We start from the raw sequence: 12,816 nt of genomic DNA on the forward strand, positions 1-12,816 counted from the left end.
TTTTTAAGTTAAAATTTAGCACCTATTGAAATGTAAATTGTTCTGCCTTCTCCGGGTAATATTCCGGGACCAGGGTAACCTCCGGCTCTTCGTGTGGCATATTCATTATCGAACAAATTATTGATACCGGTACGAAGGTTATAGTTTTTCAAGAATTTGTATTCTGCGGAAAAATCTAATACGTTGTAATCTTCTAACAAACCGGTTACACCATTAGCTGAAGGTGTTTTTGTATTGTTTGCGTCTGTGAATATTTTACCGGACATTCTGTATTGTATGGTAGTGGAAATATTATTATTTCCCCATGAAAGACCAAAGTTGTGTATGTACCTAGGAGCATTTTCTACTCTATTTCCCGACAAATTACTTTCAGTTATCGTTACGTTGGGTGCTGTTCCTGAGGCTGAAGAGATTTTAAAATCCGTATAACGACTATCAATAAAACTTACTGACGCAAAGAAATCAAGGTTACCATAGGGTTTCTCAATTTCGAAGAAACGGGTAATATTAACGTTAAAAAAGCCCTCAATACCTTTGTTTACTGTAGCGCCTAAATTTGTTCTGTAAAGATAAGTACCTTGTGTAGGGTCATTATTTACAAATTGTCTTATGCCGCCAATTCTATTATTGTAGCTCAAATAAAACAAACTAAAATCAAAATTTAAGTAGTTTTTGTAGGTTCCCCGGAATCCAAAATCAGTGTTATAACCATTTGCGTCTTCTAAATTCGGATCAATCACATCAGTAACTGCCGGTGGGGTTAAATCTGAAAACAAAACCGGTCGGTAGGCCTGAGTAATGTTTGCATATATATTAGTAGTTCTAAACTTGTATTCTATTCCTAAACCAAATAATGGTTGATTTCTGGATATTGTTTTGTTGGGTAGCGTAATCTCATTCCCTGCATTGAATCCAAAACGGCCATCAGCGGTTGAATTTATGTTTTCATAACGTATCCCCGGAGTTACACTAAATTGCTCACTTATTTTAAATTGATTTTCAGCAAAAACAGCTACATTTCTTGTGGTAAAATCCAAATCACGTGCAAATTCACCATCAATGGTTAAGTCAAAATCAGAACCGGTTGTTCCTCTACCTTCTTGGACGCGATTGGTATTTGCTTGGTACAAACGGACACCAAAGGCGAGATTGTTTTTTGTTTGGCCCAATTTATATTGGTAAATATTTCGGTTTTCTACCCCAAAGTTTTTGTAATAATCACGGTCTACTCTTCTGTTGGCATAGTCATTGGTTGCCGGATTTATGACATCTTCAACGTTAGGAGTTGCGGTAAAACCAACACTGTTTCGTTCGCCAATTAAACCAAAAAAGGTAGTGTTAGACGATAATTTGTCGTTTATTTTAGTGTCTAATTGTAAAGAGAAAACGTTCCATGGAGTGCCAAACCAATTTCGGTCTCTAAAAGACTGTCTAGGATTGTCATTAAATTGTTCATCAGTTAAGCCACCCGCTTGTTGCATTTGATAATCCATATTAGTGTACTCTGCGGATAGTTTAGTTTTGTCATTAAATCTGTATTCAACAAAAGCATGAGTATTGCGAACAGTGTATTCGCTATTTTCTCGCCATCCTTCGGCACTTCTCGAATGATTATACAGATAATATGAAAACTTTTTGAACTTTCCACCGATAGCATTATAGCTACTCATCAAACCATAGCTTCCTATGGTGTTTTGAGTTTCAAAAGAGAATTTCTTTTTCGTTTCTCTTTTCAAGATGTAATTCAACATTCCGCCAAATTGCGGGCCAAATTGTAATGAAGCGCCACCGCGAACTAATGCTATGGTTTCAACTGCTTCTAAAGGAGGATTGTAATAAGCTTCGGGATAACCAAAAACATCCGAGGAAATATCATAACCGTTTTGGCGTGTGTTTAACTCCCAACTTCTATTAGGACTTAACCCTCTAACGCCTACGTTGATTTGTATTCCGGAGCCTTCGTTTTCCCATATGGTTACACCGGGAATTCTGGCGAAAATTTCACGAGCATTATTATTCGTTAAGTTTCCGTTGATATTAGACAGTTTTAAAACTTCATTTTTTTTGCCTGAATAAATGACGTTGTCTTTGATTTCAGCCATTCTTTCTGGACTTTGTTGCTTGGCTATGATAACAACCGGTGCTAAGGTTTTGACAGTGTCATTTTCTATTTTATACTGATCTTGGGCGTTTGCATTTGCAATTATAAGCCAAGAAAAAAAGAGAAGAGATATTGGGCGCATTTTTATTTAGATTGATTCTATGCAGCAAAAATAATGTATATATTTATTTAGACAAAATAAAAATAATGATTTTTTAAAGAAAATTTATTTCAAGAATTGATAGGCAATAAGCGCTGTTAAGTAAGCAAAACCACTCATGAAAACCAATTGGATTATCGGCCATTTCCAACTGTTGGTTTCTTTTTTCACAATCGCCAAAGTACTGATACACTGCATTGCGAAAGCATAAAAAAGTAATAGCGAAATTCCTGTAGCAAAGTTGAAAACCTTCCTACCATCAGGATGAACTTCAGCATTCATGCGGTTTTTGATGGTGGTTTCTTCATCGCCGTGACTTCCAACGCTGTAAATGGTTGCCAAGGTTCCGACAAAAACTTCACGAGCGGCAAACGAACTTACTACTGCAATTCCTATTTTCCAATCATAACCCAAAGGTTCAATTATAGGTTCAATAGATTTTCCCATGATACCTATATAGGAATTCTCAAGTTTATAAGAGCTGATTTGATTGTTTACATAGTCAGCATCATCCAAGCGATTTTCCATTTTCACTTTCTTAATAATGATACTTTCTGCATTATCAAACCCTTTTTTGGGTCCGTGAGAACCTAAAAACCAGAGGATAATTGACAAGGCTAAAATGATTTTTCCGGCACCAAAAACAAACGCTTTGGTTTTCTCAATTACGTTAATCGCTACGTTTTTGAATAGCGGTAATTTGTAATTAGGCATTTCTACTACGAAATACGATTTGGCTTTCAGTTTTAATATTTTATTCAATATGTAAGCTGAGAATATAGCCATTCCAAAACCCAAAAGATACAGTACCATTAAAGTAGCTCCTTGTAAACTGAAAAAACCAAACAATCTTTTTTCGGGAATGATTAAGGCAATTAAAATTGCATAAACCGGTAAACGAGCCGAACAAGTTATGAAAGGTGTGACCAATATCGTAATCAATCGTTCTTTCCAGTTTTCAATATTTCGCGCACTCATAATTGCCGGAATTGCACAGGCTGTTCCTGAAATTAAAGGCACAACACTTTTACCGGAAAGTCCGTAACGGCGCATGATTTTGTCCATCAAAAAAACTACACGACTCATATAGCCGCTTTCTTCGAGCACCGAAATAAATAGAAATAAAAAAGCAATTTGTGGAATGAAAATCACAATACCGCCAATTCCGGGAATAATTCCTTCACAGATTAAATTGGTAAATTCACCCGAAGGAAGATTGTTTTTAGCATAATTCGCCAAATTGGCAAAAGTGCTGTCAATAAATTCCATCGGTATGCTAGACCAATCAAAAATAGATTGGAAAATCAGCAACAGTATTCCAAAGAAAATGGCATAACCGAAAATCTTATGCGTCAAAATTTTGTCCAATTTTGAACGCAAATCAGTAGCTTTTGCAGAATCTATTTGTTGCCCGATTTTTAAAGTATCGTTGATGAATTGATAACGCTTGATGGTTTCTTTTTGTTGCAAACGTTTTAGCTCCGAATGCGATTTGGCAAAAGAGCTTTGAATTTCCTTTCGCTCCAAATTCAGAAAATTAACATCCTGAGTAATCACTAACCAAAGTTTATACAACAGTTGGTTTGGGAAAGCATTTCTTAATTTGTTAAAATAGTCAATATCAATGCTGGAAGCATTTAAACAAGGTTCTGTAGAAAGATTTTTATAATCAACTATGGTGTTTTTTAATTCGTCTATGCCTACCTCTTTTCGGGTACTGACCAAAACGATTTTAGTTTTTAATTGTTCTTCCAGATAAGGAATATCCAACGTAATTCCTTTCGGTTTCATTCGGTCTGACATGTTAATGACCAAAATGGTTGGAATTTCTAAGTCCTTTATTTGGGTAAAAAGCAACAAGTTTCTTTTTAGGTTTTCAACATCGGTTACCACGACAGCTACATCCGGAAAAAGCTTGTCATTTTTGTTGAGCAATAATTCAATAACTACATTTTCATCAATCGAACTGGCATTCAAACTATAAGTTCCGGGTAAGTCGAGAATATTGGCTTTGATGTTGTTGGGTAATTTACAAAAACCAAGTTTTTTATCTACCGTGATCCCGGGATAATTTCCAACCTGTTGATTCAATCCGGTAAGTTGATTGAACACCGAAGTTTTTCCGGTATTTGGATTTCCAATAAGCGCAACGGTGATGTTTTGGAGACTCATTTTTGATTATTTGTCAAGGATTTCAACTTTAATTTCATGAGCCGTTTCTTTTCTTATGGCTAAATGTGAACCGTTGTTAACATTGATGTAAATGGGATCGCCAAGCGGTGCAATTTGAATAATTTCGATGTCATTATCAGGCAAACAACCCATTTCTAACAGTTTTAGTGGGATTTTATCTAAATCAACATAAGTGATGACAGCTTTGTCTCCAATTTTTAATAAATCAACAGTAGTTTTCAATGCTTATTTAGATTGAATTAAGATTACAAAAGTAGGGATAAAAAAAGAAAACCGAATGATAATTGTCAGTTTAACTAATTTTTATCGTCTTCCAACAACCAATTAATGTCGGCTATTAATTTTTGAATGTCTTCTTTTTTAGTGCCGTCATAAAATCCGCGAACCCTTTTTTGGGCATCAACCAAGACAAAATTTTCGGTGTGAACCATATCATAAAGTTCTTCGGGTTTGCCCAATTTTACTGCCAGATAAGATTTACGTGCCATAGCATAAATTTCCTTTTTGTCACCGGTAACTAAATTCCATTTAGCATCATCGACACCATGTTTTATTGCATATTTCTTTAAAATGGGAACACTGTCAATCTCAGGTGTTACACTGTGTGACAACAGCATTACTTTTGGGTTATTCAAAAATGCTTTTTGCACATCAATCATGTTTTTACTCATTACAGGGCAAATAGAGCCACAAGTCGTAAAGAAAAAATCGGCTACATATATTTTACCTTCATAATCTTTTTGAGTAATGGTTTCCCCATTTTGATTGGTAAAGGAAAAGTCAGCTATTTTATGGTATTTCTCAACATATTGCACGGTGCTGTCCACCAATTCCGGATTCACATCGGCCGGATTGAATATCGGAAGTCTTTTGCTTGGTTTTAAAACATGGTAAAAAAGCGAAACTGTTATGATAGAGAAGATGACGAAAGTGCCAATAAAGATTCGGTATTTTTTAATAAAATCAAGCATTCTTTTTTTAGCAAAAATACAAAAGCTATGTCAATCAAACTTGTTTTTAAAACTAATCAACACTTATAATTTTGTTAAATATGCATTTCTAAAATGATATTCGATAAATTTGTAAAAACTAACAAAAAAATTCAATTTCTATGAAAAAAAATACCACATCAAGAGCATTACTGGCTACCGTTATGTTGGCTAGCTTTATTCAAATCAATGCGCAAGAGAAAAAGCCCGGAATTGATTTGTCATTGATGGATAAATCAGTTAGACCCAATGATAATTTTTTCAATTTTGTTAACGGTACTTGGGTTAAAAACACTGAAATTCCGGCTGACCGAGTTCGATGGGGCAGTTTTGATGAGTTGCGACAAAAAACCGATATTGATGCCTTAGCCATTTTGGAAGAGGCTTCAAAAAATCCGGCCTATAAATCAAATACCGATCAAGGAAAAGCCATCAATCTTTACAAATCGATTATGGATACCGTGGCTCGAAATAAAGCCGGGATAAAACCTTTGAAACCTTATTTGGACAAAATCAATGCGGTAAAAAATGTGGCCGATTTGCAAAAGTTGATGATTGAAATGGCCTCCAAAGGCGGGATAGGATTTTTTGGTGTTGGTGTAGGAACCGATGCTAAAAACAGCAACAGAAATGTGGTTAATGTCGGACCGGGTTCTTTAGGATTACCTGACAGAGATTATTATGTTTCCGAAGATGCTGATTCTAAAGGGAAAAGAGATAAATATGTTGATCACTTAGTTAAAATGCTTCAACTCATTGGAGACAAACCGGTAGATGCCAAGAAAAATGCTGTAAAAATACTAGACTTGGAAATCACTATGTCGAAACCAAGATTAGACCGTGTAGAAAGAAGAGATCGAAGAAAAACGTACAACCCAATGACGGTGGCCGATTTGCAAAAATTAACACCAGCGATTAATTGGGATGCATACATCACTGGTATCGGATTGCCAAAAACAGATTCTGTTATTGTTGCCCAACCAAGATACATGGAAGCTTTACAAGAAATTCTCTCCCAAAATAAAGTAGAAGATTGGAAAGCCTACATGCGTTGGACGTTGCTAAATGATGCAGCAAGCAAGTTATCGACTACAATTGAAAAAGCCAATTGGGATTTTTACAGCAAAACCCTGAGTGGCGCTGTGAAACAAAGACCGTTGAATGAAAGAGCGCTTCAAGTAATTAATGGCGCTACCGGAGAAGCATTGGGTAAACTATACGTAGAGAAAATGTTTCCGGCTGAAGCCAAAACAAAAGCGGAAAGAATGATTAGAAATGTCATTACAGCTTATGAAAACAGAATTAATAATTTAACTTGGATGTCGCCACAAACCAAAATCAACGCTATAGAAAAGTTGAATAAAATGACGATCAAAATTGGTTATCCCGACAAGTGGAAAGACTATACGGCATTGACCATAAAAGGTGTGGATGAAGGCGGAACTTATTTTGACAATGCCATGAGCATTACCAATTGGAATTTCAAGAGAAACCTAGAAAAATTAGGCAAACCGGTAGACAAAACTGAATGGGGAATGTCGCCTCAAACGGTAAATGCGTATTTCAATCCGTCTAATAACGAAATTGTTTTTCCTGCAGCTATTTTGCAACCCCCATTTTATGATTACAAAGCCGACGAAGCGGTGAATTATGGCGGTATTGGCGCGGTCATTGGTCATGAGATTTCACACGGATTTGACGATTCGGGTTCCAGATATAATGCTGATGGGAACTTGGTGAATTGGTGGACAGACGAAGATTTGAAACAATTTACTGCCTTAGGAAATGCTTTGGCAGATCAGTATTCTGCTTTAGAACCACTTCCGGGAATCCGCGTAGATGGTAAATTTACTTTAGGAGAAAACATCGGAGATTTAGGTGGCATAAATGCAGCTTATGACGGATTGCAATTGTATTTAAAAGAAAATGGGAATCCGGGATTAATTGACGGTTACACACCGGAGCAAAGGTTGTTTATTTCTTGGGCTACCATTTGGAGAAGTAAAATGAGAGACGAAGCTATAAAAAATCAAGTGAAAACCGATCCGCATTCACCGGGAATGTACAGGGCTTATGTGCCGTTGTTGAACTTGGAAACTTTTTACCAAGCTTTCGATATCAAACCGGGTGATGGTATGTACGTTGAGCCGGATAAACGAGTTAAAATCTGGTAAGAAAAATTAAAGACCTCAAGTTTATTCTTGAGGTTTTTTTATGGTTTTTAGTAAGCCAATGACACTTACAATTGCCCAAGTTCCTTCGAGAATTATGAAGGGCCAAAAACGGATTAAAACCGAAGCATAACAAGCGATACTTGCCCCAATTATATTCAGTACAAAAAACAAAACACCGTCTTTTTTAATCCAAGAAAAGATGTTTAAAAAATAGGCGATAAGAATTAATCCAACACCAATTGTTCCAATGATATCGTTTGTGTTCATAAGATTTTGTTTTGAAATTCGTAATTCAAAACCCCTTCAATTTTATCACTCAAAATAGTTTTTCCCAAAGAAGATTTACTTTCGTCAAACTTAGGCAAAGCTAAGTTGAATGCTATTGCTTTTTGAATGTAATAGTCTTTTCGCGTTGGGTGAAATGGCGTTACAGCATTAAAGGTTTCGCCAAAACAATCTTCTTTAATAACACGTTCAATAATGCCGACACAATCTATTTGATGAATCAAATTAATAGGTGCTTCCGGATTTTCCAGGTTTTGTCTTCCGGCTAAAAAATGAATCGGATGCCGGTCTTCGCCAAGTAAGCCGCCGAAACGAATTACTGTGGTTTTGAAGTTCGGATTGCTTTGTAAAATGAGTTCAACTTCTACTAATTGTTTTCCGCTTTCGGAATCCGGTTGCAGTTTTGTATCTTCTGTGATGATGGAATTATCATCGGGATAAACCGAAGTCGAACTCACAAAAAGCACTTTCTTTACTTTGGTTTTTTCAATAAACGGAATTAGCAGTTGAATTTTAGCCACAAAATTTCCCCGTGAATTTCCTCTTACTTTAGGCGGAATGTCTATAATTAAAATTTCGGAATTGGATAAAAAAGAGTCTATGTCACCACTGATTTCGTTTTCGGATAAAACAACTTGGAAAGCGTTAATTCCGGTGTTCTGCAATACAGAAATTTTATCTAATGAAGTCGTCGAACCTTTCACCGAAAACCCTTTTGTCAATAAAGATTTCGCTAAAGGTAAACCCAGCCAACCGCAACCTAAAATGCTGATGTTTTTCATTATCGTATACTGTCAACCACAACGGTTAGACTGTCTTTTTGTGTTGCCCTACGAAAGACAGGTTTAGCCTCAAGGCTTTTGGGAGAAGCTTTAACTTTTTGTCGAATAATAACGGCGTCATTTAAAACAAATGGTGTTGGTATCATCCATGATCTTCTTGGAGTTATGTTAAATAATGAATTGGTCATCAAATCAAACGAACTTTCCACCAAATTTAAATCCAGTTTTTTATCGGCAGGAATCGAAAAACTCAATTCTAAGGGAAGATTATCAACCACATAATAACTCAACAATTTCCCACTGGTTTTGCTTGAAATATTGCTTTTAAAGTTGATAGATTTTACACCATTGGCTATAAAGTTATTAATGGTGATGTTGTTATTATTGAAAAGATCGTAACGATTTACCTTTCGGTTTGGTGTGATTCTGATTCGATACAAACGTTGGTTGCCTTGCAAAGTATCTCGTAAGAATTCTATGGTTGGTTTGGCGATGTTTTTAACTGGTGCTGACGCCATAAAGGTATATTGCGAACCATATTTACTGTACAATTTGTTGGTGTTTAAAGTTGCACCACTTTTCGGTTTTTCGCCTAAATACCCTTTCGTCCATTCGTCTAAATTGACATCATAAGTAGCCCAATGTGCTTTTTTGTCATCGGCATCTAAAATGTAAACCAAGCTGTTTGGTTTGGCTTTCCCATAAGCATAATCCGAACCTTGATGTGCTTTGATGAATAAACCAAGCGATAACAAAAAGAAAACCAGAGACCAAATGCCTTTTCGGGCAAACGAACCAAAAATCGGCAGCAATAATGTGAAAGCTAAGACGGTTAGTATGGCAGTGCCAAATAAAATTTTTAATCCCAATCCTATCGGAAACATTTGGATAAAAGGAACGATGATAAATAAGGTCGGAATAGCCAATAAACCATTGATAAACCAATTAGACTTTTGCGTCAATACAAAAATGCCTAACATCAAAGCGCTCGAAAGCACAGGAATAATTAAAAATCCGGCTCCCGGTAATTGTAAAGCGATAGCGATATTGATTAGCAACCATAAAAATAAGGGCGCAATCATTTGGTTCATTTCGGGATTGCGTTTGCCGTTATTTTGGTAGAATAAAAAGCAAATGGCTAACGTCAAACTCACAAAAGCATAGATGTAATCGTGACCGTTATAAGTAAATCCGTGAAGGATGTCTTGGTATTCAGGATAGAAATTGAGTAATAATTTCCAACCCACATAGGTTACTAAACCGGCAGAAATTAAGGAACCTAATAACGGTACAAACCCTTTAATGACCTCATCCATCCGCAAAACATGTTTGCCCATTCCAATAAATAAAAACAGTAAAACCAATCCGAATCCGATAATGACCATAGGTAAAATCCAGCCAAAAGGATAACTCAAAAAGCCAAAAGGAACACTAAAGTAAACCTTATCATCACTTGAATTCAGGTTTTTCAAATCGGCATTCGCAAAATGTTTCAATAACGGAAACAAATAAGTGCCTTGATGTGCTAAGGATTTTGGGTCTAAGTGCTCCAATTTATCTTGTGAAGTATGGTAGTCATAATGGCCATCAATAAAGGCAAAATTGAATCCTTGAATTTTTCCTTCTTCTCTGAAAACGGTTAAATCAGTATCGTTCGGCAACATTTTATAAATGCTGTACATCAGTGAATTCGAAACCGGATATTGGGCTTTGCCATCGCAGAAAGCTTCTACCATTTTGGCATTTCCTTGATTGGTTTCCATTAACATATAACTTGGTCCGGACGAACCGCGCGCTTCGAAATTCAACACCAAACCCACTTCCTTTGCCCAACGGTGTTGCGTTACAAAAAGAGCGGCACCGTTTAACCCCAATTCTTCTGCATCACTGAAAAGAATAATGATGTCGTTTTTATGAGGCGTTTTATTGTGCAAAAAAGCACGAACATTTTCTATAATGGTGGCCACACCTGAAGCATCGTCACTAGCGCCATGTGAAAAGGAATGCGGCGCACTGTCGTAATGGGAAAGCAGTAACAAAGATTTAGTATTGGCAGTTCCTTTAATTTTGGCCAAAATGTTTTTCGATTGCACCAAAGTGCCTTTTTCGGTCATCGTAAATCCTTCTTGTAGCGAAGTTTCTATGCCTAAATTTTGCAATTCCTTTTGCAGGTATTGCGCCACCGCTTCATGATTTTTGGAACCAACATAGTGGGGTTTTACGGTCATCGCTTTAACGGTTTGCAAAGCTCTTGTTGTAGAAAATTCAGAGAGTGGCGCTTCTGTTTTGTCGTAATCTTGCGGCATCATAAAGTAAAAGACACCGAAAATAACGGCTACTACAAACAGAAAACTTAAAAGTGAAGGTTGGTTGTTTTTCATTCTTGGTTGGTTGTTTGTGCTTTGTATGCAAACAAAGGACTTGGTAAATTTACTAAATATCTTTTTTAACTAATACATAAAAATCATGGTCCAATGGCATATACCCTTGGTCATACACAAAATAGTATGTATTTCCCGTTTTTGTACTTAAAATAGTGGTCAGATATTCAAAGTCAAATCCTTTACTCAGTAGTTTGGTTTTTGTAGTTTTCGATTTGCCTTCCCCATTCAACTCCGAAAGGATGCGGTAATTTTTGCGCAACTTGTTGTTGATGTTTCGCATGTAATTAGTGCTGTCCTTGTTAATTTTGTTGTTGTAGGCATTGCGACAACCATCGCTACAGAACTTTTTGTCCTCGCGGCCTACAATTTTTTCACTACATTCTAAACAGGTTTTATCCATGGTTTTATAATTTATTTTATCGCTGTCCTAAAGTTCATCCGAAGGTTTAGAAGCGAATGGTTCGGGCATTCTTGGTTACTATATTCCTGCTTTTCGTTCTATCTTTTATACCTAATAGGTATAAAAGGATGCCACTACAATCAGGGCTAGATTGGTTTTGTCTTTTGTGCCTTAAAAGGTTTAATTTCAATCAAATATAAGAAAAGTTTTCTGTTTACAAACGGTTACAAACAATTACAACCGAAAGTAAACGGTAAGAAACCGACTATTTTTTTCCAACGGTAACAACTTTGCCTCGTTGATTGGAAACAACAGTCAACACGAAAAATAATTTTAACAATAACTTTTAAATTTTAAACGCCATGAATGCCATGAAAAACAGAGTACAATTAATCGGTCACGTTGGACAAGAACCGGAAGTAAAAACCTTTGACGGAGGAAAAAAAGTAGCTAATATTACTATCGCTACCAATGATTATTACACCAACGATAAAGGGGAAAAAGTAGAAAACACCGAATGGCATAAAGTAGTCGCTTGGGGAAAAACTGCCGAAATTATCGAAAAGTATGTCACCAAAGGTAAAGAGATAGCCATCGATGGTAAGTTAACCCACAGAAGTTATGACGATAAAGACGGCACTAAGCGCTACGTTACCGAAGTGGTTATCAACGACATTTTGTTATTAGGTAAATAAAATGCGTTTCCAAAGAATTCCTCATTTTGTGATTCAGGATGGGGAATTTCAATGGGTTATTGTTCCTACTAAAATCGATTGAGATGAATATTAAAGTATTTAATATCCGATTGGCAAAAGAGTTTTGCCAAGATGATCAGGCCAAGATGAACACGTTTTTGGATAGTGTTGAGGTAAAATTAACTTCCACTAATTTTGTCACCACAAATGCTGCCGATTATTGGTCAGCAGTTGTTTTTTATTCTCCAAAAGAGAAGGAAAAAGACAAATCACTTAGCAAACCTTCACAAGAAAAATTATCTCCGCAAGAAACTAAAATCTTCAATGCCTTAAGAATATGGCGAAACGACTTGGCCCAAAAGTTAGATTGGTCTTCTTTCCGGATTTGTCATAATGCTCATTTAATAGCATTAGCCCAATCCAATCCGAAGACATTGGAAGATTTAGAACAAGTTAGTGGTTTTGGCAAAGCCAGAACGGAGAAATATGGGGATGATATTATAGCGATTTTGAACGCTCTTTAAAAAAATTATATTTTTATTTTTTCAACGGCAAGGACAACTCTTTGCCTTTTTTTATTTTAGATTTCGTAATTTATTAACTCAAAAAATAGAAAGTTGTCAACACGAAAACGTTTTCGGTAACGATTTGAA

Annotated in this window: 11 protein-coding genes; 3 read left to right on the forward strand and 8 right to left on the reverse strand. The window is 36.2% G+C overall.

Annotated elements, in window-relative coordinates:
• Window positions 1-8 precede the first annotated feature (8 nt).
• The 4 genes from ICG50_RS02095 to ICG50_RS02110 form a co-directional block, all read right to left on the reverse strand.
• The gene (locus tag ICG50_RS02095; RefSeq protein WP_187659256.1) at window positions 9-2,243 is read right to left on the reverse strand and encodes a TonB-dependent receptor family protein; all 2,235 of its coding nucleotides are present in this window, start codon (window positions 2,241-2,243) and stop codon (window positions 9-11) included.
• An 84-nt stretch (window positions 2,244-2,327) separates the two neighbouring features.
• The gene (gene feoB / locus ICG50_RS02100; protein WP_187659257.1) at window positions 2,328-4,433 is read right to left on the reverse strand and encodes a ferrous iron transport protein B; all 2,106 of its coding nucleotides are present in this window, start codon (window positions 4,431-4,433) and stop codon (window positions 2,328-2,330) included.
• Window positions 4,434-4,439: 6 nt separating this feature from the next.
• Window positions 4,440-4,676, reverse strand: coding sequence for a FeoA family protein (locus ICG50_RS02105; protein ID WP_187659258.1), 237 nt, complete (start codon window positions 4,674-4,676; stop codon window positions 4,440-4,442).
• 74 nt (window positions 4,677-4,750) lie between these two features.
• Window positions 4,751-5,425, reverse strand: a complete 675-nt coding sequence (locus ICG50_RS02110; protein WP_187659259.1) for an SCO family protein — start codon at window positions 5,423-5,425, stop codon at window positions 4,751-4,753.
• 140 nt (window positions 5,426-5,565) lie between these two features.
• Between ICG50_RS02110 and ICG50_RS02115 the strand changes: the two genes are divergently transcribed.
• Window positions 5,566-7,617: a M13 family metallopeptidase gene (locus ICG50_RS02115; RefSeq protein WP_187659260.1), complete on the forward strand. Its 2,052-nt coding sequence runs from the start codon at window positions 5,566-5,568 to the stop codon at window positions 7,615-7,617.
• 21 nt (window positions 7,618-7,638) lie between these two features.
• Here the strand turns inward: ICG50_RS02115 and ICG50_RS02120 are convergent, their stop codons facing one another.
• The 4 genes from ICG50_RS02120 to ICG50_RS02135 are packed head-to-tail and all read right to left on the reverse strand — an operon-like array spanning window position 7,639 to window position 11,468.
• The gene (locus ICG50_RS02120) at window positions 7,639-7,884 is read right to left on the reverse strand and encodes a CBU_0592 family membrane protein (RefSeq protein ID WP_187659261.1); all 246 of its coding nucleotides are present in this window, start codon (window positions 7,882-7,884) and stop codon (window positions 7,639-7,641) included.
• Window positions 7,881-8,684: a Rossmann-fold NAD(P)-binding domain-containing protein gene (locus ICG50_RS02125; RefSeq protein ID WP_187659262.1), complete on the reverse strand. Its 804-nt coding sequence runs from the start codon at window positions 8,682-8,684 to the stop codon at window positions 7,881-7,883. The genes ICG50_RS02120 and ICG50_RS02125 overlap by 4 nt, the downstream gene beginning before the upstream one ends.
• Entirely contained in the window at window positions 8,684-11,065 is a 2,382-nt protein-coding gene (locus tag ICG50_RS02130; protein ID WP_246448707.1) for a M28 family peptidase, read from the reverse strand. The genes ICG50_RS02125 and ICG50_RS02130 overlap by 1 nt, the downstream gene beginning before the upstream one ends.
• A gap of 52 nt (window positions 11,066-11,117) precedes the next feature.
• Window positions 11,118-11,468: a hypothetical protein gene (locus ICG50_RS02135; protein ID WP_187659263.1), complete on the reverse strand. Its 351-nt coding sequence runs from the start codon at window positions 11,466-11,468 to the stop codon at window positions 11,118-11,120.
• A gap of 362 nt (window positions 11,469-11,830) precedes the next feature.
• On the opposite strand from ICG50_RS02135, the gene ICG50_RS02140 reads away from it, so the two are divergent.
• Together ICG50_RS02140 and ICG50_RS02145 are read left to right on the forward strand one after the other, a co-directional pair.
• Window positions 11,831-12,163, forward strand: a complete 333-nt coding sequence (locus ICG50_RS02140) for a single-stranded DNA-binding protein (protein ID WP_187659264.1) — start codon at window positions 11,831-11,833, stop codon at window positions 12,161-12,163.
• Between the two features lie 83 nt (window positions 12,164-12,246).
• On the forward strand, window positions 12,247-12,687 hold the full coding sequence (locus ICG50_RS02145) for an HRDC domain-containing protein (protein WP_187659265.1): 441 nt from the start codon (window positions 12,247-12,249) through the stop codon (window positions 12,685-12,687).
• Window positions 12,688-12,816: the final 129 nt, after the last annotated feature.

It is taken from the genome of Flavobacterium buctense, from assembly GCF_014486695.1.
GTDB classification, from domain to species: domain Bacteria; phylum Bacteroidota; class Bacteroidia; order Flavobacteriales; family Flavobacteriaceae; genus Flavobacterium; species Flavobacterium buctense.

Coding starts and splice junctions, on each gene's coding strand:
- ICG50_RS02095 (WP_187659256.1), bottom strand. CDS start 2,243: ATGCGCCCAATATCTCTTCTCTTTTTTTCTTGGCTTATAATTGCAAAT.
- feoB (WP_187659257.1), bottom strand. CDS start 4,433: ATGAGTCTCCAAAACATCACCGTTGCGCTTATTGGAAATCCAAATACC.
- ICG50_RS02110 (WP_187659259.1), bottom strand. CDS start 5,425: ATGCTTGATTTTATTAAAAAATACCGAATCTTTATTGGCACTTTCGTC.
- ICG50_RS02115 (WP_187659260.1), top strand. CDS start 5,566: ATGAAAAAAAATACCACATCAAGAGCATTACTGGCTACCGTTATGTTG.
- ICG50_RS02120 (WP_187659261.1), bottom strand. CDS start 7,884: ATGAACACAAACGATATCATTGGAACAATTGGTGTTGGATTAATTCTT.
- ICG50_RS02125 (WP_187659262.1), bottom strand. CDS start 8,684: ATGAAAAACATCAGCATTTTAGGTTGCGGTTGGCTGGGTTTACCTTTA.
- ICG50_RS02130 (WP_246448707.1), bottom strand. CDS start 11,065: ATGAAAAACAACCAACCTTCACTTTTAAGTTTTCTGTTTGTAGTAGCC.
- ICG50_RS02135 (WP_187659263.1), bottom strand. CDS start 11,468: ATGGATAAAACCTGTTTAGAATGTAGTGAAAAAATTGTAGGCCGCGAG.
- ICG50_RS02140 (WP_187659264.1), top strand. CDS start 11,831: ATGAATGCCATGAAAAACAGAGTACAATTAATCGGTCACGTTGGACAA.
- ICG50_RS02145 (WP_187659265.1), top strand. CDS start 12,247: ATGAATATTAAAGTATTTAATATCCGATTGGCAAAAGAGTTTTGCCAA.